Here is a 20263-nt window from a genome sequence, read left to right on the forward strand (position 1 = left end):
TGCGCATGACCCGCAGGAGGTATGTCATGGGACGCTACATTGCCGCTATCCTCTTTCCGCTATTGCTGGCGCTGCCGGCCGCGGCCAACGAGGACATCCAGCGCGTCATCTCGGAGCAGATCGACGCCTTTCAACAGGACGATTTCGAACGGGCCTTCACCTATGCCAGCCCGACGATACGGCGTTTGTTCCGCACGCCGGAGCGGTTCGGCCAGATGGTTCGGCAGGGCTACCCGATGGTCTGGCGCCCGGCCGAGGTGGAATTCCTGTCCGTCGAGCAAAGGCCACGGGGTCTGTGGCAGAACGTGCTGATCCGTGACGGGGACGGCGCGCTGCACATCCTGGAATACCAGATGGTGCAGGACCGGGGGCGGTGGCTGATCAACGCGGTGCGCGTGCGCAAGGCACCTGCCGGCACGGCCTGACCCGCCCGATCGCGGCATGCGGACAAACGGGCGACCGCGTGTTGCGCCGGGGCCGCGCGCCGGGCTGAACAAGCCTTAACCGGCCCTTCGTACTTCCCTTTTCCGCCGGCGGCGCCGTCCGCCGGGACGAGTGCAAATCGTGACATCCGGGCTGGCCGTTCGCGCCGCGGATGCGGAAAGGGAATGCGATGAACAAGGCAATAACCGATGGCATCAGTTTCATGCCGCCGCCATTCGCGGACGGGCTGGACGTCTGGTCGAGCGGCAACGGCACGCCGGGCTCGGACACCTACGACAACTCCGCCGACGCGGCGTTCGTGCCGTCGGACGCCGATTTCGGCGGGGCGCTGGAGTTGTTGAAGTCGCAGAACACGATGCGGCTGCGCTTCATGGGGCAGACGCCGCTCATCCCTGGCTGTTACCTGCGCGTGAAAGCGCGGGTGAAGGCGCTCAGCGGCGCGTTGCCTGATGTGCGCATCGCCGGATGGGCCGGGGATTCGGGCGGAACACACGTGCCCGGCCTGACCGAAACCGGGCCGTCCGTGGCGCTGACCGCCTATGGCGAGGTCGTCGAGGTGGCGGCGATCGTGGGATCGGGCGCGCGCGAGGGCGTGGATATGCCGTGGGGGACGACGACGGCCTACGGCCATCTCGGGCTGGACCTGACGGGCCCCAACGGTGGCGTGGTACGGGTTGACGACATCGTGATCGAGGATGTCACGCGTTTTTTCCTGCGCGACATGCTCAGCGTCGTCGACGTGCGTGATTTCGGGGCCTTGGGCGATGGCGTGACCGATGACGCGCCGGCCTTCGAGGCGGCCGATGCCGCCGCGGCCGGGCGCGACGTGCTGGTGCCGGAAGGCACGTATTTCCTTGGCGACAGCGTGACGCTGCAGAACCGCGCCCGGTTCGATGGTACGGTGACGATGCCGGATGACAAGGTTCTGACGCTGAACCGCAATTTCGACCTGCCCGGCTATATCGACGCATTCGGTGACGGCGAATTGGCGTTCCGCAAGGCGTTCCAGTCGCTCGTGACCGGTCCCGATCACGTCGAGCTGGATCTGGCGGGCCGCAAGGTCGACCTGCGCGAACCCGTCGACCTGGGTTCGGCCGCGCCGGGGGTGAGCAACTTTTCCCAGCGACGGGTCATCACCAACGGACAGTTCTCGGCGGTGCCGGGCGCGAACTGGGATACCGAGACGGTGACGTCGCAGGCCACCTATGATCCGGATATGCCGTTCGAGCTGCGCAATGTCGCCAATGTCGCCAACGTGCCGGTCGGGGCGCTGGTCGAGGCGCCGGGCGTGGGGCGCGAGGTGTATGTCCGCTCGCGCAACGTGGGGGCCGAGACGCTGGAGCTGAGCCGCCCGCTTTATGACGCGCAGGGCACGCAGGGCTACACCTTCCGCCGGTTCAAGTACATGCTGGATTTCAGCGGCTTCGAGAAGCTCTCGAAATTCGCCATCGCCGACGTGGATTTCCTGTGCCGCGGCCATTGCAACGCGATCCTGCTGGCGCCACGGGGCGTTGGGTTTCATCTGCGCGATTGCTGGATCACGCGCCCGCGCGAGCGGGGCGTGTCCAGCCCCGGAGAGGGGTGCCAGGGGATGATGGTCGATCGCTGCCAGTTCCTGTCCAACGAGACGAGCCTTCTGGTGCCGGACCGGCAATCGGTCGCGCTGAACACCAACGGCAACGACGTCAAGATCCGCGACAACCGCGCCCCCTTCTTCCGCCATTTCGCGGTGATCGGCGGCACCAGTTCGGTGATCCTGGGCAATCACATCTTCCAGGGCGACAACGCGGACCCCGGCCCGCGCACGGCAGGGATCGTGATGGCGCATACCAACTCGCGCGCCACGATCGGCAACAACTACATCGACAACTGCTCGATCGAGTGGACCAACGAGCATGACGAGGCGCCGGCGTTCTCCAGCGAGTTCTCGTTCAGCCAGATGAGCATCACCGGCAACAATTTCCTCGCCATCGGCGCGGCGCCGTCGTTCCGCTTCCTTGTCGTGAAACCGTACGGGACCGGGCATTTCATCACCGGGCTGACGGTGACGGGAAACAGCTTTCGCCTGATCGCCGGCAACATCGGGCGGGTCGAGCAGATCGACACCAGCTTTGCCGAGCTGGATTTCAGCCGGTTCCGGAACATCACCTTTGCCAACAACGCGTTCAACAACGTGGAAACGCCCGTCGAGAGCCCGCTGGTGATGACGCATTCCGAGGCCAGCCCCCAGCCCGTCTGGATCGTGCAACCGTTTCCAAAGCTGCCATTCAACGGGTGGGTCCGGACGGTGGAGTCCGTCGTGCCGCAGGGGCCGATCCGCGACAACAACGGCGAGACGTATTTCGGGATGCCCTACTACAGGGCGCAACAGGGCCCGAACAACGACTGGGCGCGGCTATATTGGGAAAAGGCGGTCGAAGGCGCCGTCACGTTGCGCCTGCGGATCGATAACCCGGTTTGACCCGAGGGGCGGGTGATCTCAGAAACCTTGCCATAGCCCGAGGTTGAGCTTGACGTCATCGAAACCGACGATCCCGGCCGTCACCCCGAGGAGGATGTGGCGGCCCCCCGACCGTTCGAAGGCGTAGCTGGGCGCCAGCTTGACGTAGGGGGAGGCGTCACCGGGTGCCGCCATCTGCACCTGCACCAACCACTTGTCGTCCGCCCCCGTGTCAGCACCCACGGTCAGGTCCATCTCGAGCCGACCCTCGAGTTCCTCGAACACCACCGCGCGGGCGTCGAGCGCGACCCAGCCGGCGTTCTGCCCCAGCTCCATTCCCCGGCCGACGGAAACCCCCGGGCGCAGCGCCGCCTGCTCGTCGACCATGCCGATCCCGATTTCGTAGGCCAGCCGTGTCGCGGCGCCGTCACCGGGCCGGTCGTGCCACCGCAGGAATGCGAGCGCCTTGTTCGCATCCGTTTCGGACAGGCCGAGGTCGACCCCGGCCGTGCGCCCGCCGCCCAGCCCGTGCTCGACGTAGAGCGTGGAGTAAAGGCCGGTGCCGTCACCCCTGTCGCCCTCGACCGAAAAGCTGAGGTGTGAGTCACCCTCCGGCAGAGGCCATGCCCCGGCATCTGCGCGCGCGGCGATCAGTACAAGCGGGGCCAGAATGCGTAACACGTTCATCTCGTGCTGATCCTGCCCCTGCGTGGTAAACGGGAGGTTAACACCGGGCGGGCACGCATGGGCAATTTGGGCGTTGCCCCGGCAGGCGGGGCTGTTAGGCTTGGGGTCACAGGAGGAATGCGGATGCCCACGATCTCCAAGTCGAAGAGTTGTCAGACCGTCATCACCACATTCGAGATGACGCCGGGAACCTGCCAGGATCTCATCGACGAACTCACCGCCGCCTATGACGAGTTCATCTCGCAGCAGCCCGGCTTCATCGCGGCGGGGCTTCATGTGAACGACGCGCAGACGCGCATCGCGAACTACTCGCAATGGGAGCGGCGAGAGGATTTCCTCGCCATGCTCCGCAGCGACGAGATGCGCCGCCGCAACCGGCGGATCAACGAACTGTGCAAGAGTTTCGAGCCGGTCATGTACGACGTGGCCGCCACATTCGATTGAGCTCGCTGCGAAACAGGCGCCGCCCCGAGACGGAAACCGCACCAGAGGACGTGCGGGGCGAGTTGCGCGCGTTACGGCGCGAGCTGGCCCGGCTGAATTCTCACGGTTTCATCCGGATGCATGATTCGCTGCCGCGGGTTCTGGCCTTCAATTTCGCCCGGGGTCTGGTGTTCGGCCTTGGTACGGTCTTGGGTGCCTCGGTGCTGCTGTCGGTGGTGGCGTGGTCCCTGTCGCAGGTCGAGTTCCTGCCCATAATCGGGGAGTGGGCGGCCGAGATCGCCCGCCAGATGGAATCCGCGGCCGAACAGTAGACGACCGGCGGCGCGGAGTTGGCTGATCCAGGTCAATGTGCCGTGCGCCGCGCCGTGAAAAGATGTGTTCAACCAACCAAGAAAGGCCCTTGCAAGATGTACAGCCATGTCCTCGTTCCCATTTCATTCGACGAAGACCGGGATGCCGCCGGCGCAGTCGAGGTCGCCCGCCGTCTTGTCGGCGAGGACGGCCAGATCACGCTCCTGCATGTCATGGAGCAGATACCGTCCTACGCGATATCCTACATGCCGCCGGAGTATCTCGAGGAAAGCCGCAACGCCATCATGACCGAGCTCGGCGAAATGGCCGACAAGCTGCCCAATGCCACCGGGCTGGTCATCGACGGGCATTCGGGGCGGACGATCCTCGACTGGGCTGGTGAGAACGATGTCGACTGTATCGTGATCGCCAGCCATCGCCCCGGCATGCAGGATCTCCTGCTGGGCAGCACCGCCAGCCAGGTCGTGCGGCACGCGCCCTGCGCGGTGCACGTGGTGCGCTGAAGGATGTGAACCGTGTCGAACAAGGGAGGAACGAAATGCGAAACGTGATTCTGGCCGCCGGCATCGCCCTGCTGGCGGCGGCGGCGACGGCGCAGGAACCGGTGAACATCCGGCCCGACATGCCCACCGTCACCGTGGACACGCCGGACGGTCCGGCCGAGATCGGGCGCGTGCAAGACAACGCGAACGCGCTGGACGGCGATTGGGCACGGACCTCGCGCCCGTGCCCGCCGTTCTGCATCCAGCCGATGACCCCCGCGGAAGGGGTGACGACCATCGGCGAGCTGGAGCTGCTGGAAATGCTGGAGGACCCCGAGGCGATCGTCGTTGACAGCCGCACACGCGAATGGTTCGCCGGCGGCTCGATTCCGGGGGCGGTGAACATCCCCTATCCCGAGGCGCCCGACCGCCTTGACGAGCTCGGTTGCGTGCTGGATTTCGAGGGCTTCGTCTGCGACGAGGCGCGCCCGGTGGCGTTGTTCTGCAACGGGCCATGGTGTGGCCAGTCGCCCTCGGCCATCCGCAGGATGATCGCCGCCGGCTACCCGGCCGAGAAGATCCACTATTACAGGGGCGGGATGCAGGTCTGGCGCCTTCTGGGGCTGACCGTGACCGGGCAGTGAATGTCACGCGCCCGGTGGCGTCGCGCCCGCAAGGACGGGGAGGAGGACGAGATGCGGGTCTTTCGGGCTATGCTTGCCGCTGTGATTGTGCTTTTCGCCGGGCCGCTTTCGGCGCAGGAACTCATCGGCAGCTACGCCGCCTATATCGGCCAAGACGACCTCTACAACTCTCGCGGCGCACGGCTGACAGAGCCGTGGCAGGTTCTGCGGCAGGACCGGGCGAACTACCACCGTTTCGGCATTTCGCAACCCGGTGACGAGTGGGACCCGTTCTTTGGCGACATGAACAACCGCGCGGCGATGGAGCGGATGATCATGAACGGCCGCATCGACCCTGCCGCCCGGCAGGGCCTGCTGCGCGGTGACACGACCGTGGTGGTGCGCATCTATGGGCGAGACAATATTGGCCAGTATGTCGAGGTGACGGTGGGGCGCTGAACATGTGTCCGGCGCGCATGGTCACCGGCCGCGCCAGTGGCAGAGCTTGTAGACGGCAATGGCGACCGCTTCGCGCAGGTGGCTCCTTGCCAGCCGCCAGGGCGTCGCCCCGGTGGGATCGGGGCATGAGGTGCGCGCGCGCAGCCCGCAGGCCCGCGCCGTCATCAGGGCCCTGCGTGCATGGTACCTGTCGGTCACGATCCAGACCGGCGACAGGGCGTGCGCGGACAGTATCGGCAGGGCATTCGCGATGTTCTCGCGGGTAGTGGCAGCGCGGTCCTCGACGAGTATGTCGGCATCGGCAACGCCGGCGGTCATGCACAGGCAACGGATCACTTCGGCCTCCGACGGTTCGGCGCCGGGCGGGCCGCCGCTGGCCAGGATGACCGAGACCGCCCCCTGGCGGTAGAGCCGCGCGGCGTGAAGCGCCCGACGCTTGAGCGCCGCGGAGGGCTGGCCGCCGGTCCGCACCGCCGCGCCCAGCACCAGTGCCACTGCCCGCCCGGTCTGATCGGTGTCGCCCTCTGTCACGGGGATGAGCCTAGCGATGCGCGGCTTTGGTGCAAGCGCCCCTTGCCACCGGCACGGGGGCATCCCATGTCTCCAACACGGCAGCAACACGTAAGGAGACCAGCCGATGCAATGTCCGGTAGACGGAGAAACGCTTCAGATCGCCGAACGGGCCGGGGTCGAGATCGACTACTGCCCGAAATGCCGGGGTGTCTGGCTGGACCGGGGGGAACTCGACAAGATCATCGATCGCTCCGCCCCCGCGCCGGAAGCCGGCGGCCGGGACGATGACGCGAAGTACGGTGGAAAGCGCAAGAAGCGCGGCGGGTTCCTCGAAGAACTGTTCGATTTCTAGACCCTTGCCGGCGCGTCTTCAGTAAATGCCGATCTCGCGCAGCTCGATCTCGGCGGCGTGATCCCGGCCGAAGGCGACGACCCCGATGGACTGGATGCTCCCAGCCTGAGGAGTGGGGCGAAGAAGCCGGCCCGACGCTGTGAAGCGCGCCAGCGGCAGGCGGAACTCGGCCCAGTCGCGCGTGACCTCGAAACCCGCCTGGTAGTATTGCCAGGGCAGGACCGTTCCCCGTGTGCGGAGATGCACGAAATAGCGCTGGCCATTGCCCCGCGCCACCAGCCTGATCCCCCGGGTCGAGGGTGGCGGCGCCTCTGGCAGCGTCATCCGCATCTGGATGAAACCACCGTTGTTTTCCGTGCTGACCGTGCCCGTCATGCGGGCATAGCTTGTGCCGCCACGGCTGAGAAACTCCACCTGCCCGCGCGATGCCCCGCCCATCACGGAATCGGTGAAGAAACGCCATCGCGTGTCCGGCTCGTGCTCGAAGGTCTCGGTCATGCGGGGCCCCGTCGTCGCCGCGCCGGCACTCAGGGCCAGCAGCGCGCTGATAATGGCAATTTTCGCGACATGTCTCATCATGATAATCTGCAGCCAGACTGACCGCGCGCCATAACCTGTGTCAATCGGCAAGCGGGTTGGAACATGGCGGCCGGCGTCTGCCATGCAAAGGGGCGTGTGGAACATCTCCCGGGTTACGCAGTTTGAAAGAGTCGGGACCCCGACCAGCCGTGACGTGGGCTGGTGTGCCATGCTTGTTCTGCGGACCGATGCTTTGCCCGCGGCATGGCGCCGTCATCGCGCGGCATCCTTTTCAAGCGCCTTCTCCAGCGCGATTTGAAGGTCTCGAATACGGAACGGTTTCGAGAGTATGGTGAACCCTTTCTTCGGGTCGGCTTCGGCCCCGTGGGCGAATTCCGCGGTATAGCCGGTGATCAGCACCACCGGAATGGTGGGCCATTGGTGCTTGATCCTCTTGGCAAGCTCCCGGCCATTCATCCCGCCCGTCAGGATAATGTCGCTCAGGACGAGCCCGATTTCGTCATCTGACCGCAGTGTTTCCAGCGCCTGTGCCGCATCCTCGACACAAATCGCACGGTAACCCAAAACTTCTATCTGCTGGCGTATGGCTGCGCGGACCGTATCCTGGTCCTCGACCAGCAGGACCGTTGCCGCCGTGGCAGTGCTGTCGCGCGCGGAATCTGCCGACGATAGCGGCGTGTCATCAGAGCCGGCCGAATCATCGCGCGGGAAATAGAGCCGAATAGTGGCGCCTTGTCCCGGCGCACTGTCCACTTCCACGAAGCCCCCCAGTTCCTTCAGCGTGTTGTGCACGCTGAACAGGCCCAACCCGGTTCCCTGTTCCTTGGTGGTGAAAACGGATCTGAAATCTTGTCCCGTACCCCGTGGGCAATCCCGACACCCGTGTCGGAAACCGCGAGGCAAACGTAGTCCCCGGCCTTCGGGGCCTGCGGGTGGTCCATGGTGTCGACGCATACGTTCCTGGTGGCCAGTTTGATCTCGCCGCCATCGGGCAGGGCGTCACGGGCATTGTGCGTCAGGTTCAGCAGGATGCTGTCGATATCCAGGGGGTCGGCATGGATCCTCCAGAGAGCGCGGGCCAGATCATCGGTCAGGATCACGCGCTTATCGAGCGAAAGGTCGAGCAACGCGCGGGTTTCGCGCACCTGATCATTGAGGTTGATCGAAAACAAGTTCCCGCTGTGCCGTGGCTGCAGGCGGGGTGGACCGCGTCGTTGCAACGCGAGTGCGGAGTGTGATCACCCGGTCAGGCAGGCCTGCCAGCCGGAGCTCAAGCCATCGGCATCGAGATGCCGTCCGATGACGATCATGCGGCTTTCACGGGGCCCGTCCGGCCAAGGCCCCTGTACGTCGCCTTCCAGAACGGTCTGCACCCCCTGAAAGACAAACCTGCGGCTTTCGCCGCGGAAATCGATCACCCCCTTCGTTCGGAGGATGTTCGTTCCGTCCGTCACCACCACCTGCTGCATCCACTGCATGAACCGATCCGGGTCGATTGGCCGATCTGCGGTCAGTGACAGGCTCTGCACGTCGGCACTGTGGGAGTGCGCCCCGACCGGGTCGTGATCGAGGCTGAGCTTGTTCATGTCGAACGCGCCGAGACCGGTGATTGAGCTGGGCGGGACGGCGCCGTGATCTGCCTCGATCAACGGGGCCGATGGATTGAGCGCGCGCAGCCGCGGCCTGAGTTGCGCAACCGTTTCCGCGTTTGCCCGGTCCGTCTTGGTAACGATGATCCGGTCCGCGAAAGCGACCTGGCTTACCGCCTCGTGCTCGGTGTCGAGAAGGGCGGCGCCGTGGCAGGCGTCAACCAGGGTCACGACCGCGTCCAGCGCGTAGTCCTTGGAGGCTTCCTCGCCCACGAGGAATGTCTGGGCGACCGGTGCCGGATCGGCCAGTCCGGTGGTTTCGATGATGACGCCGTCGATCTCGGCGAGGCGCGGCTGCAGGTTGCGTAATGCCCCGAACAGATCGCCGCGGACCGAGCAACACAGACATCCGTTCGTCAGTTCGATGATTTCCTCGTCTGTGTCGAGGATCAGATCGCCGTCTATGCCCAAATCCCCGAACTCGTTGACGATCACGGCATATCGCCCGGCCTGCGGCCGGCTCAGCAGGGCGTTGATCAAAGTCGTCTTTCCGGCGCCCAGGTAGCCGGTAATAACAGTCACTTTGGATACCATAATTATCCTCATTTTGGCATCATGAATACGAATACCGGAAAGAAAATGTCAATAGAGTGCGGAAAACAGTCTTGACAGGGTGACGGGTGGTGGAGAAGGTTCGGTGCAGGTTCAGGTTTTCGGCGCAAGCCAGCGGAGGACGGGAATGAAGATCGGAATGCTTCAGGAGGGCGAGGTAAGGCCCGGCGTGAGCTACGAGCAGCGCTACAACGAGATGATCCGCGAGGTCGCGCTCGCCGACGAGATGGGGTTTCATTGCTGGGGCACGTCCGAGCAGAAATTCAGCCCGCCTCGGTTCACGGTCTCGGCGCCCGAGGTGCTTTATGCCGCTATCGCGAGGGAAACCAGCAACATCAAGCTGCGGATCATGTGCTCGGTCCTGCTGAAGTGGAACCACCCGCTGATCGTTGCCGAGCGCCTCGCCACGCTGGACATCGTGTCGGGCGGACGGGCGGAGCTGGGCACGGCCAGGTCGAACAACCTTCACACCCTGTCGACCTTCGGCGTGGACGCGAAAGACACCAAGCCGATGTGGGCGGACTCGCTGGAGGTCATCGCCAAGGCGATGAAATCGCCCCACGTAAGCCATGACGGGCCTTTCTGGTCTTTCGAGGAACGTGAACTCGTTCCCTATTTCGTGAGCGATCCGCATCCTCCCATCTACGTCGCCGCATCGTCTGCGGCCTCCTGCAAGGAGGCGGGCCAGCGCGGTATCGGGGCGATCCTTTTCGAAAGCTATTTCGGTTTCGACTACATGCAGGGATGCATCGACGCGCACGCCGAAGGTGTCGCCGAGGGCACCTCGATGCTGCCCGACCGCGTCGACTCCATGGGGCTCTACGTGGCGTCCGCGTTCTGCGACCGGTCTCGCGAGGCCGCGATCGAGAAGGCCAGTGACGTGGTTCTGGGCTATGCCGGGTTCATTGCGGACCTTTACGCGCCGCTGGCAAAGAACAAGTCCTACGAGTATCTCGACGCGCACATGGCCCGGTTCCTGGAGAACCAGGCGAACATGGATTTCCTTGTCAACGGTACGCCCTCGGTCATGGTCGGAACGCCCGATGATTTCATCGAGCGTCTCAAGGACCTTGAGGCGCGGGGCATGGACGAGGTGCTGCTGCGCGTGGACGGGATGCCGCACGAGCAGATCATGGAGTCGATCCGACTGATCGGCGAGGAGGTGATCCCCGAAGTTGCCGACAAGACGGTCCCCTCGGAACTGGAGGCCGCCAGCTCATGACGTCCGAAAGCTTCGGTGCGGCCGATACCGTCGTGCTGGGTGGCCGCGTGATATCCGTGCATCCCGGTGTCGGGGATCACTATCAGGGCCTTGCCTTGAAGGATGGCCGGATCATCCGGCTCATCCGGCGTGATGACGCGCCGGAAATGTCGGGGCCGGACACGACGGTGCACGATCTGGGCGAGCGCCCGATACTGCCCGGTTTCGTTGACGTTCATGCCCATACCGAGGTGCTGTTCCGCACGTCTTTCGCAACGATCGACTGCCGGGCGCCGGAATGCGCGACCGTCGCGGACGTGTGCGATGCGCTTGCGCAGGGCGCGGGCGAGCGGGACCGGGGTGACTGGGTCGTGGGGCAGGGCAACCTCTTCTTCGACCGCAAGCTGCAGGAGGGGCGTCTGCCGACGCGGGCGGAGCTTGACGCCGTCTCGCGCGACCATCCCATCGCCGTTCGGGCAGGGGGGCATATCACCGTTCTCAATTCCAAGGCGCTTGAGGTGTCGGGCATCGATCGCGACTACGTGCCGCCGAGTTATTCGGTGACCGGCCCGCCCCAGGTCGAGCGCGACGCGAATGGCGATCCGACAGGAATCGTCAAGGAGATGGATGCGCTCCTTCCCTTGCCGGGGGTCGACAAGACGCAGCTCAGGGAGGCGTTCGTGGACGGGCTCGACCGTTATTTCACGCGCCATGGCGTCACCACGATTGGCGAGATCTCGGAAACGATCGACGGGATACAGACGTTTGACGAGATGGCCCAATCCGGCGAGTTGCCGTTGGCGTACCGCATTTACCTCTGGGCGCCGGGCACCATGAAGCTGGAAGATGCCTGCAAATGGCAGGAGCATTTCAGCCTGGGCGCCTCGGGGCACGACGTGCGCATACAGGGGCTGAAGCTGTTCGCCGACGGCGGGTTCTCCGCGAGAAGCGCCGCCGTCACCTGTCCCTACATGGGGACCGATGGCGTCTGTGGCGAGATCGCTTTCGCCAAGTACTTCTTCCGGCGTGCCGTCGAGCAGACGCTCGACAATGACATGCAGCTTTCAGTTCATGCCAACGGAAACCGTGCCCAAGAGTGGCTTTGCGCCCGCCTGTTGGAGCTTGGCGGTGCCACCTCGGGCAAAACGCGGATGCGGATCGAGCATGCCGGTAACCTGTTGCCGCGTGCCGAGACGATGGACTGGTGGGCGCGTGCCGGCATCATTCCGGTTCCCCAGGCCGTGTTCCTTTACACGTTCGGCGAGTATTTCGAGGACTACCTGGGCGAGTTCGGCCGGGAGGGGCGTTTCCAGTTCCGGTCTCTGATGGAACAGGGCTGGCGGCTCAACGCGAGCTCCGACGTCTGGATCGGATCGGAGCGCGAGGCGACGAACCCGCTGTTCTCGATTTGGTGCTGCCTGAAGCGGCAGGCCTATTCCGGCGCCTTCATCGACGCGGACGAGGCGATCACCCTCGACCAGGCGCTGCGGATGCACACGCTCGACTCCGCCGCGGCCCTGGGCGAGGACGACGTGCGCGGGTCGCTCGCGCCCGGCAAGTTCGGCGACATTATCGCGCTGGAACGCGATCCGTTCGCCGTCGCCGTGGATGACCTGCGGCACCTCGGGGTCGATTTCGTCATGACACGCGGCAGGGTCGTTCGCGACATGACCGCCGGGGGGGCCACATGACCGGCCGGGCCGAAGTGATCGATACCGGCGCGCCCGACATGGAGGCCTTCAAGGCCGCCATGGCGGATATGCCGGCCTCCGTGACCGTGGTGACGTGCCGCGACTGGCGGAACCGTCCGGTCGGGACGACGCTTTCGGCGGTATCGTCCCTGTCGCTTGCGCCACCGATGATGCTGGCCTGCTTCGATGCCGGCTCCAACACGCTCAAGGGGCTCCTGCCGGGTGTGGATTTCCTGATCCATGTCCTTGCCGAGGGGCAGGAGGAGACCGCCTACCGCATGGCGGGCAAGGCGGAGGACAAGTTCGAGGGCACCGACTGGATGCTCGGCCCCGAGCAGTTGCCGCAGCTTGGCGGATGCGCTGCCGTCATCCATTGCAGCGTCGGTCAGCGCGTGCCCGGGGGCGACCACGTGATCGTCACTGGCAATGTCCGAAAAGTCGTCAGAACGGGCGCGGTGCCGCTGGTCTATCACCGGCGCGCGCTCTTTCCCATCCCGATGCAGGACGAGGAGAAAGCCAGATGAAACGTGTCATCGTCAATTATGGAATGCCCAAGGACAGGGCCGCCTTCGACGCCCATTACCGCGACGTTCACGCGCCCCTCACGCGGGCGATGCCCCATCTCAGGAGTTTCGAGGTCAGCCGCGGCGAAGTTGTCAGCAGCGACGGCGAAAGCCCGGTCTATGCGACCGCTATTCTCTCCTTCGACAACCAGGAAGACCTTGATGCGTCGATGGCCTCTACCGAGGGCCATGCAGCGGTCCAGGACCTGGACAATTTCGCAACAGGTGGCGTCACGATCCTGACGATCGACGCCGAAGAGCAGCTTTGATCCAGAAAGGACGGGACCCACATGAACATCCATGCATCGATAGAGGCGCTGCTGTCGGAAGACGCCCGTGCTTTCCTCGCGGAGCAAAAGCGGATGCTGATCGGCGGCGAGTGGCGTGATGCCGAGAGCGGCGAAACCTTCGACACGGTCGATCCCGCGACCGACGCGCTTATCTGCAAGGTGGCGCACGCCGGCCCCGCTGATGTCGACCGCGCCGCGCGGACCGCTCAACAGGCGCTGGAGGGCGACTGGGCCCGGTTCACGCCCGCCGAACGCGAAGCCGCGATCCGCCGCTTCGCCGATCTTGTCGAGCAGAACTCCGAACTGATCGGCCAGATCGAATCCCTCGACAGCGGGAAACCGGCCGCGCATATCAAGTTCGTCGATGTGCCGCTTTCGGTGGGCGCGTTGCGCTACAACGCCGGCTTTCCGTCGAAGCTCCAGGGCGACACGCTGCCCGTGACCCAGCCAGACATGCATGTCTATACCAGGCGAGAGCCGATCGGCGTCGTGGGGGCGATCGTTCCGTGGAACTTCCCCGTGTGTCAGGCCTGTTTCAAACTGGCCCCGGCCCTTGCCGCGGGGTGCACGGTGATCCTGAAACCGGCCGAGCAGACGCCGCTTTCGGCCATCATTCTGGGTGAGTTGGCGCTGGAGGCGGGCATCCCGCCGGGCGTCATCAACGTACTGCCGGGCCACGGGGAGACCACGGGGCAGGCGATCGTCGATCATCCGGGCATTCACAAGATCGCCTTCACCGGATCGGAGCCCGTTGGCAAGATGATCGCCGCGCGCGGCGCAGCGCATCTCAAGCACGTCTCGCTCGAACTCGGGGGCAAGAACCCCAATATCATCTTCGCCGACAGCGACATCGAGGCAGCCGCGGCCACCGCGGCGATGGCGATCTTCTTTTACAGCGGCCAGGTCTGCACGGCCGGTTCGCGGCTTCTGGTCGAAGAGAAGGTCTATGACCGTGTGGCAGATATCGTCCTGGCGGAGGCCGGCAAGGTCGCGGTCGGGCATGGCCTGCGCGCGGAGACCACGATGGGCCCGCTGGTGTCCGCGGACCAACTCAGGCGCGTCTCGGATTATGTCCAGTCCGCGCGCTCGGACGGGGTGGAGGTCACTTACGGAGGCAACCGCTGCGGGGGCGACCTTGCCGCGGGGCATTTCCTCGAACCGACGGTTCTTGCAAACGTTCCCGACGAAAGCCGCGTCGCCCGAGAGGAGATCTTCGGCCCGGTACTCGCCATGCAAAGCTTCAAGGACACCGACGACCTCGTCCGCAGGGCTAACGCCACCACCTATGGCCTGGCCGCCGGTATCTGGACGCATGACCTGCGCAAGGCGCATCGCACCGCCGCGGCGCTGCAGGCCGGGACGGTCTGGGTCAACACCTACAACCAGTTCGACGCGGCGGCCCCGTTCGGCGGCTACAAGGCCTCGGGCTATGGTCGGGATAACGGCATGGCCGGCATAGACAAGTACCTGCAGACCAAGGCGGTCTGGGTGAATTACGGCTGAGGCGTGTAGATCGAATGAATGGTCTCGCTCACGGACTCGCCGGTATTGCCCCTGAGGTGAACGGGAAGGAGGCGTTTGTAGTGCAGGTTGGCGTAAATGAAAGCCTCTGTATCCCTGAGCCCCTCGAGTGGCCGGATACCGGTTTCGAGAAGCTCCAGCAATTCGGCCTGCGAGGCGGTGATCGCTTCGGCGAAAATGTCGAAGCGGCCCGCGCAGATCGCCACGTAGGAGATGTTGGGCATGGCGGCAAGCGCATCCGCGACGTCCGTCAGACGCGCCTCGGGGCGGACCTTGATCGCGATCCAGGCCATCGTGCGGTTGAGCAGCTTGAGCGGGTTGAGAATGGCCATGATCCTGAGCTGGCGATTGTCGATCATCGCCTGCACGCGCTGGCGGACCTGCCCCTCGGAGACCCCGAGATGATCGGCCAGCGCAGAGAAGGGCATCCGCCCGTCCAGGTTGAGATACGAGACGATGGCCTTGTCGGTTTCCCCAAGCTCGATGTCGCGTACCCCGCCATCGCCGCCCACGCCGCCATCGATGATGCGCGCCTGCTGGTAGTGCAGGCTGAAATAGGGGAAGAGCTCGACCCCCGTGATGCCCTCGATCGAACCGATCTGGGTTTCGATGGTGGTTTGCAACTCCTGCAGGTCGCGGGCGATGATTTCGGCGAATATGGCGTAGCGGCTGTTGGTCAGAACGACGTAGTCGATGGTGTCGATCCGCGCCAGCGCGTCGGATATGCGCGAGCCCGCCGCCGGCGAGTCGATCGAGATGGCCGCCAGCGCGCTCACGGAATAGCCCAGTGCGGCCGGAGAAACGAGCGCCACGATCTGGATGATCTGCTGCTCCACAAGCGACCGGGTGTGGGCGCGGACGGTTTTTTCCGTCACGCCGACATCCTGCGCGATCGCGGCAAACGGCCGCCGGCCGTCCTGCTGCAGATGGGCGATGATGCGCCGGTCCGTGTCGGTCAGCTGCAGGCTTCCAAGAAGCCCGGGTTCCGGCGGCGTGGCTGCCGGCTTTCGTGCTCGGGTCTTTTCGGACATGCCGGTCCGCCTCGGTCAAAAAGGGTCGCATACGCGCATAATACGATCAAGCGGGTCAACGCAACAGCAATGCGGGAATCCAAGCCCGTTTCTGAGGCCCTGTCCGGTAGTGAATCCGGAATTGGCTGTGGATCACGTCAATATCTTGGCCAAGATTGTTAGAAACAGAAACCAACAGGAGAGTAAGATGATCCCCCGAAACAAAGTATCCAGAGCGATGTTTGCCACTGCTTTCGCGCTTGCGGGCACGTCGGCCGGCGCCTTCCAGCCCGAAAGCGACGATCCCATCGTGCTGCCTCTCAATGAATGGACCGGACAGCATGTGACGACCCGCATCGCCGGCGAGACGCTGAAGGAGATGGGCTACAACGTCGAGTACGTGACCGCGGGATATGTTCCCCAGGTTCAGGGGGTCATGGACGGCAATCTGACCGCTGCGATGGAGATCTGGGAGCAGACGATCCAGGAGCACTTCGCCCGCGCCGTGGACAGCGGCAAGGCCGTCAACCTTGGCGACAACGGCATCGACAGCAAGGAGGGCTGGATCTACCCCGCCTACATGGAAGAGCAATGCCCGGGTCTGCCGGCATACGAGGCGCTGATGGAATGCCAGCAACTCTTCGCGACGCCCGAGACATTCCCCGAGGGCCGACTTCTGGACTACCCGGCCGACTGGGCGCCGGACAACGATAAGCGGCTGGAAGCCCTGGGGCTGGACTACGTTGCGATCCCGTCCGGGTCGGAAGGTGCGGCCGCGGCCGAGTACAAGGCCGCCGTCGCCGCCAAGCGTCCGATCGTGATGATGTTCTATGCCCCCCACTGGCTGTTCGCGGAGGCAGATCCGAAATGGATCGACCTGCCGCCGAGTTCGGAGGCGTGCTACGAGGACGCGTCGGCCGGGCCCAATCCTGATGCAACCCATGATTGCGGCTGGCCTGCAGGCTGGGTGCGCAAGCTGGCATGGGCCGGTGCCGAGGACAAGTGGCCGGCGGCCTTCCGTCTGCTGGAAGCCTACAAGATCGACAACTCCATTCAGGAAGAGCTGGTTCTCGAGATCGACGTGAACGGCGTGTCGCAGGAAGAGGCTGTCGCCGCCTGGATGGAAGAAAACACCGAGGTCTGGCAGGGCTGGATCGACGCGGCCACCCAATGATCAGATCCCGGCGCGGCCCCGTGCCGCGCCGGTCCGCCATCTCAGTCCGGGACAGGAAGATGCAGCATTCACTCACGGCCACACCCGGGATCCGTGCCGAAACCCCGCAGAGCAAGCTTTCGTGCCGTGGTGTGTGGAAGGTCTTCGGCCCGCATCCGGGCGATGTCCTCGCCCGGACCGCGGATATTGCCGATCGCGCAGCGCGCATCGCCGCCATACGAAAGGCAGGGCACATCCCGGCGGTTGCCGATGTCAGCTTCGATGTCCGCGAGGGAGAGATCTTCGTTCTGATGGGGCTTTCGGGATCGGGCAAGTCCACCGTTCTGCGATGCCTTTCGCGCCTCGTCGAGCCGACCGCGGGGGAGGTCGTCTTCGAGGGGAGCAACCTCGTCGGGCTGGACGAGAAATCGATGATCCAGCTGCGCCGTCACAAGATGGGAATGGTTTTCCAGTCCTTCGGCCTCCTGCCGCACCTGACGGTTGTCGAGAACGTGGCGTTCCCCCTGAGGATACAGGGCGTGCCACCCGAGGAGCGGCGCGCGCGGGCACGCGAATTCGTCACGCTCGTCGGTCTTGAGGGGCGCGAGCACGCCATGCCGGACGAGCTGTCGGGCGGCCAGCAACAGCGTGTCGGGATCGCGCGGTCCCTGGCCGCCGGCCCGGACCTTTGGTTCCTCGACGAGCCCTTCAGCGCCCTCGACCCGTTGATCCGCAGGCAGATGCAGGACGAATTCGTGCGCCTCCAGTCACGCCTGGACAAGACGATCGTCTTCGTGACGCACGATTTCCTGGAGGCCCTCAAGATCGCGGACCGCATCGCGATAATGAAGGACGGGCAGGTGGTCCAGATCGGCACGCCTGTCGATCTCGTTCTCAAGCCGGCCGACGACTACGTTTCCGAATTCACCGCGGATGTTCCCCTCGTGCGCGTGTTGAAGGCCGGGGACGTGATGGTGCCCGACACGCAGGAGGGGGTGGGGACCAATCCTTCGGTCACACCCGATACCACGCTGGAGGATCTGCTCGCCGGTCATGATTTCAGCCGCGGCGATGTCTTGGTGCGAGGTGATGACGGCGCATGCACGGGCCGGGTGACCTCGGCGGCGATCATGGCGGCACTCCACGACGGTGTGCAGCGCGTCCACGGGGCCGGCATGCAATTGCAAGACCGATGAGCGACGTCGTTTCACCCCTCATGGGACAGGCCATGACCCCGTCCTCCCGGCGCAGGCTCAATGCCAGCTGGGTGGTCGTGTTGGCCGTTATGGCGTCGGTCACGCTGGCCGGGTTCGAGTACGGTTGGCTGCGCGACGTGCCGGACGTTCTCGAGCTTCCCGCATCGGACTGGGTGACCGCTGCCATGGCGGCGATCGTCGAGACGACGCAGCCCGCTTTCCGGGCTCTGTCATGGGTCTTGGCACAACCAATGCGCGCCCTCCAGACCGTGCTGGCAGTGATGCCCTGGCTGACGGTGATGATCGTTTTCGGCGGTCTTGCGTGGATAGCCTCGGGCATCTGGCTTGCGGTCTTCGCCGTGACCGGTCTGGTTCTGACCGTGCTGCTGGGATACTGGCCGGAAATGATGAACACGCTGGCGCTGGTCGGCGTTTCGGTTCCGCTTTCGATCACGCTCGGCTTCGGGCTTGGGGCGGCCGGGTTCCTCTGGCCGCGCTGGCGTCGCGCGCTCGAGGCGTTACTCGACTTGATGCAGACCATTCCCGCCTTCGCCTACCTCATTCCGATTCTTCTCCTGTTCGGGTTCGGCCCCGTCGTGGGGCTCATCGCGAGCGCGATATACGCCTCCCCGCCGATGGTGCGCAACACGATGCTCGGCCTGTCGCGGGTGCCCGAAGGCCAGGTCGAGAGCGGCCGGATGGCCGGGTGCTCGCATCGGCAAATGTTTTGGCTGATCCGTGTTCCGAGCGCGATGCCGCAAATCCTGGTCGGGGTGAACCAGACCACGATGCAGGCGCTGAGCATGGTGATCATCGCCGCCATAATCGGCGGGTTCGACGATATCGGCTGGGCGGTCCTGACAGCTTTGCGCAAGGCACAGTTCGGGCAGAGCCTGATGGCGGGGCTGTGCATCGTTTTCCTCGCGGTGATGATAGACCGCATCACCTGCGGGTTCGCCCACAGGGCGCGAACGCACCGCGGCCATGCGCGCGGCCCGGTCTGGCGCCGCCGCCCGGTGATCGTCACGTTTGCCGCGCTGATCAGCCTGCCCGTGGGGCTTTCGGCTCCCGTTTTCGACACGGCGCCGGGCACGTCCATCTTTGAAATCGCCGAGCCGCTCAACGCCTGGCTCGATCAGTTTCTCATCGCGCACGGGGCGTTTCTTGCCACTCTCAAGACCAACTTCTTTTACTTCGTGATGTTCCCGCTGCGGGCCGGTCTGGAAAACGCGATAACCCCTTTCACGTGGGGCTTCGAACTGACGCCGGGCGTGATCGCATTCTACTGGGCTTTGATCGGCACGCTGACGCTCGCGGCCGGTTACCGGTCGGTTTCGTGGGGCGTCGGCGTGCTGTTCGTCGGCTGGCTGAGCTATTTCGGCATGACCGGTGTGTCGTGGCTGGCGCTGAGCGTGTTCATGGTGGCGCTCGGGGCGACGCTGGGCGGCTGGCGCAGCGCGGTTCTGTGCGCGCTGGCCTGCATGTATTTCGTCGTCACCGGCTTGTGGGATCTCGCGATGCTCTCGCTCTACCTTTGCGCCGTGGCGGTGGTCATGTCGCTGATCCTCGGGGGCGCCATCGGCGCGCTTGCGGCGCACTCCAGGCGCGTGTCCAACGTCGTTCGCGTCGTTGCCGATACGCTCCAGACGATGCCGCAATTCGTGCTTCTCATCCCGTTCCTGATGATTTTCCAGGTCGGTGAATTCACGGCGCTTCTGGCGATCATAATCTACGCGATCGTCCCCGCGATGCGTTACACGGAGCACGGGTTGCGCGACGTGGACGAGGATATCGTCGAAGCGGCCCACCAGATGGGGTGCACGAGGTGGCAGATCCTGTTGCAAGTGCGGACACCCCTGGCCCTGCCGGCCCTCGCCCTTGGGATCAACCAGACGATCATGTTTGCTCTGGCGATGCTGGCGATAACCGCCTTGGTGGGGACGCAGGACCTGGGGCAGGCGGTCTATGTTGCCCTGTCGCGCGCCGATGCCGGGCAGGGGCTTTTGGCCGGGCTGGGGATCGCGTTGATCGCGCTGCTGTCGGACAGGTTGATACGGGACTGGATCGCGTTGCTGAACCGCAGGCGCCGCCTGTCGGCAGATGGCCCGCAAGATGCGCAGCCGCCGGTGTGAAGTGATGAG

22 protein-coding genes and 1 pseudogene are annotated in these 20263 nt (G+C 64.8%); 16 read left to right on the forward strand and 7 right to left on the reverse strand.

What is annotated here, in order from left to right; genetic code table 11:
* Positions 1–26 precede the first annotated feature (26 nt).
* Together ACH13J_RS05790 and ACH13J_RS05795 are read left to right on the forward strand one after the other, a co-directional pair.
* Positions 27–425 (forward strand): DUF4864 domain-containing protein, encoded by a 399-nt coding sequence (locus ACH13J_RS05790; protein WP_397542366.1) that lies wholly within the window; start codon positions 27–29, stop codon positions 423–425.
* 188 nt (positions 426–613) lie between these two features.
* Entirely contained in the window at positions 614–2905 is a 2292-nt protein-coding gene (locus tag ACH13J_RS05795) for a glycosyl hydrolase family 28-related protein (protein ID WP_397542367.1), read from the forward strand.
* A gap of 18 nt (positions 2906–2923) precedes the next feature.
* Here the strand turns inward: ACH13J_RS05795 and ACH13J_RS05800 are convergent, their stop codons facing one another.
* Positions 2924–3571 (reverse strand): hypothetical protein, encoded by a 648-nt coding sequence (locus tag ACH13J_RS05800; protein ID WP_397542368.1) that lies wholly within the window; start codon positions 3569–3571, stop codon positions 2924–2926.
* Between the two features lie 123 nt (positions 3572–3694).
* On the opposite strand from ACH13J_RS05800, the gene ACH13J_RS05805 reads away from it, so the two are divergent.
* The 5 genes from ACH13J_RS05805 (at position 3695) to ACH13J_RS05825 (ending at position 5891) form a co-directional block, all read left to right on the forward strand.
* Positions 3695–4015 carry an antibiotic biosynthesis monooxygenase gene (locus ACH13J_RS05805; RefSeq protein WP_397542369.1) on the forward strand — a complete coding sequence of 107 codons (321 nt, stop codon included), beginning with the start codon at positions 3695–3697 and terminating at the stop codon, positions 4013–4015.
* Complete coding sequence (locus ACH13J_RS05810; protein WP_397542370.1) at positions 4012–4326, forward strand: DUF5665 domain-containing protein; 315 nt, start codon at positions 4012–4014, stop codon at positions 4324–4326. The genes ACH13J_RS05805 and ACH13J_RS05810 overlap by 4 nt, the downstream gene beginning before the upstream one ends.
* A 96-nt stretch (positions 4327–4422) precedes the next feature.
* Entirely contained in the window at positions 4423–4830 is a 408-nt protein-coding gene (locus tag ACH13J_RS05815) for a universal stress protein (protein WP_397542371.1), read from the forward strand.
* A 35-nt stretch (positions 4831–4865) separates the two neighbouring features.
* A complete protein-coding gene (locus ACH13J_RS05820; RefSeq protein WP_397542372.1) occupies positions 4866–5453 on the forward strand; it encodes a rhodanese-like domain-containing protein in 588 nt (195 codons plus the stop codon).
* Positions 5454–5891 carry a hypothetical protein gene (locus ACH13J_RS05825; RefSeq protein ID WP_397542373.1) on the forward strand — a complete coding sequence of 146 codons (438 nt, stop codon included), beginning with the start codon at positions 5454–5456 and terminating at the stop codon, positions 5889–5891.
* A gap of 21 nt (positions 5892–5912) precedes the next feature.
* Here the strand turns inward: ACH13J_RS05825 and ACH13J_RS05830 are convergent, their stop codons facing one another.
* On the reverse strand, positions 5913–6422 hold the full coding sequence (locus ACH13J_RS05830) for a YdcF family protein (RefSeq protein ID WP_397542374.1): 510 nt from the start codon (positions 6420–6422) through the stop codon (positions 5913–5915).
* 106 nt (positions 6423–6528) lie between these two features.
* Here ACH13J_RS05830 and ACH13J_RS05835 point away from each other — a divergent pair, with 106 nt between their 5' ends.
* Positions 6529–6756 (forward strand): TFIIB-type zinc ribbon-containing protein, encoded by a 228-nt coding sequence (locus ACH13J_RS05835; RefSeq protein WP_397542375.1) that lies wholly within the window; start codon positions 6529–6531, stop codon positions 6754–6756.
* Between the two features lie 18 nt (positions 6757–6774).
* Here the strand turns inward: ACH13J_RS05835 and ACH13J_RS05840 are convergent, their stop codons facing one another.
* The 4 genes and pseudogenes from ACH13J_RS05840 to ACH13J_RS05855 all read right to left on the reverse strand — a co-directional run bounded on the left by ACH13J_RS05840 (position 6775) and on the right by ACH13J_RS05855 (position 9479).
* A complete protein-coding gene (locus tag ACH13J_RS05840) occupies positions 6775–7335 on the reverse strand; it encodes a CIA30 family protein (RefSeq protein ID WP_397542376.1) in 561 nt (186 codons plus the stop codon).
* Positions 7336–7548: 213 nt separating this feature from the next.
* A complete protein-coding gene (locus ACH13J_RS05845; RefSeq protein WP_397542395.1) occupies positions 7549–8055 on the reverse strand; it encodes a response regulator in 507 nt (168 codons plus the stop codon).
* Positions 8056–8441 (reverse strand): annotated as a pseudogene (locus ACH13J_RS05850) (ATP-binding protein); the annotation flags it as partial.
* 93 nt (positions 8442–8534) lie between these two features.
* Entirely contained in the window at positions 8535–9479 is a 945-nt protein-coding gene (locus tag ACH13J_RS05855; RefSeq protein ID WP_397542377.1) for a GTP-binding protein, read from the reverse strand.
* A 145-nt stretch (positions 9480–9624) separates the two neighbouring features.
* On the opposite strand from ACH13J_RS05855, the gene ACH13J_RS05860 reads away from it, so the two are divergent.
* From ACH13J_RS05860 to ACH13J_RS05880, 5 genes are read left to right on the forward strand one after another with little or no spacing between them, the layout of a single operon-like run.
* Entirely contained in the window at positions 9625–10719 is a 1095-nt protein-coding gene (locus tag ACH13J_RS05860) for an LLM class flavin-dependent oxidoreductase (RefSeq protein ID WP_397542378.1), read from the forward strand.
* Positions 10716–12389 carry an amidohydrolase family protein gene (locus tag ACH13J_RS05865; protein ID WP_397542379.1) on the forward strand — a complete coding sequence of 558 codons (1674 nt, stop codon included), beginning with the start codon at positions 10716–10718 and terminating at the stop codon, positions 12387–12389. Before ACH13J_RS05860 ends, ACH13J_RS05865 begins: the two co-directional genes overlap by 4 nt.
* The gene (locus tag ACH13J_RS05870; RefSeq protein WP_397542380.1) at positions 12386–12913 is read left to right on the forward strand and encodes a flavin reductase; all 528 of its coding nucleotides are present in this window, start codon (positions 12386–12388) and stop codon (positions 12911–12913) included. The genes ACH13J_RS05865 and ACH13J_RS05870 overlap by 4 nt, the downstream gene beginning before the upstream one ends.
* Positions 12910–13221, forward strand: a complete 312-nt coding sequence (locus ACH13J_RS05875; protein ID WP_397542381.1) for an EthD family reductase — start codon at positions 12910–12912, stop codon at positions 13219–13221. The genes ACH13J_RS05870 and ACH13J_RS05875 overlap by 4 nt, the downstream gene beginning before the upstream one ends.
* A gap of 21 nt (positions 13222–13242) precedes the next feature.
* Positions 13243–14745 carry an aldehyde dehydrogenase family protein gene (locus tag ACH13J_RS05880; protein ID WP_397542382.1) on the forward strand — a complete coding sequence of 501 codons (1503 nt, stop codon included), beginning with the start codon at positions 13243–13245 and terminating at the stop codon, positions 14743–14745.
* On the opposite strand, the gene ACH13J_RS05885 is transcribed toward ACH13J_RS05880, so the two are convergent.
* The gene (locus ACH13J_RS05885; RefSeq protein WP_397542383.1) at positions 14736–15794 is read right to left on the reverse strand and encodes an AsnC family transcriptional regulator; all 1059 of its coding nucleotides are present in this window, start codon (positions 15792–15794) and stop codon (positions 14736–14738) included. The two genes, ACH13J_RS05880 and ACH13J_RS05885, sit on opposite strands and share 10 nt — an antisense overlap.
* A gap of 187 nt (positions 15795–15981) precedes the next feature.
* On the opposite strand from ACH13J_RS05885, the gene ACH13J_RS05890 reads away from it, so the two are divergent.
* From ACH13J_RS05890 to ACH13J_RS05900, 3 genes are read left to right on the forward strand one after another with little or no spacing between them, the layout of a single operon-like run.
* Positions 15982–16947, forward strand: a complete 966-nt coding sequence (locus ACH13J_RS05890; protein WP_397542384.1) for an ABC transporter substrate-binding protein — start codon at positions 15982–15984, stop codon at positions 16945–16947.
* Between the two features lie 59 nt (positions 16948–17006).
* Complete coding sequence (locus ACH13J_RS05895) at positions 17007–18122, forward strand: betaine/proline/choline family ABC transporter ATP-binding protein (RefSeq protein ID WP_397542385.1); 1116 nt, start codon at positions 17007–17009, stop codon at positions 18120–18122.
* Positions 18123–18154: 32 nt separating this feature from the next.
* Entirely contained in the window at positions 18155–20254 is a 2100-nt protein-coding gene (locus tag ACH13J_RS05900; protein WP_397542386.1) for an ABC transporter permease subunit, read from the forward strand.
* Positions 20255–20263: the final 9 nt, after the last annotated feature.

Origin of the sequence: Roseovarius salis (assembly GCF_044472985.1) — a bacterium.
In the GTDB taxonomy this organism is placed as follows: Bacteria; Pseudomonadota; Alphaproteobacteria; order Rhodobacterales; family Rhodobacteraceae; genus Roseovarius; species Roseovarius salis.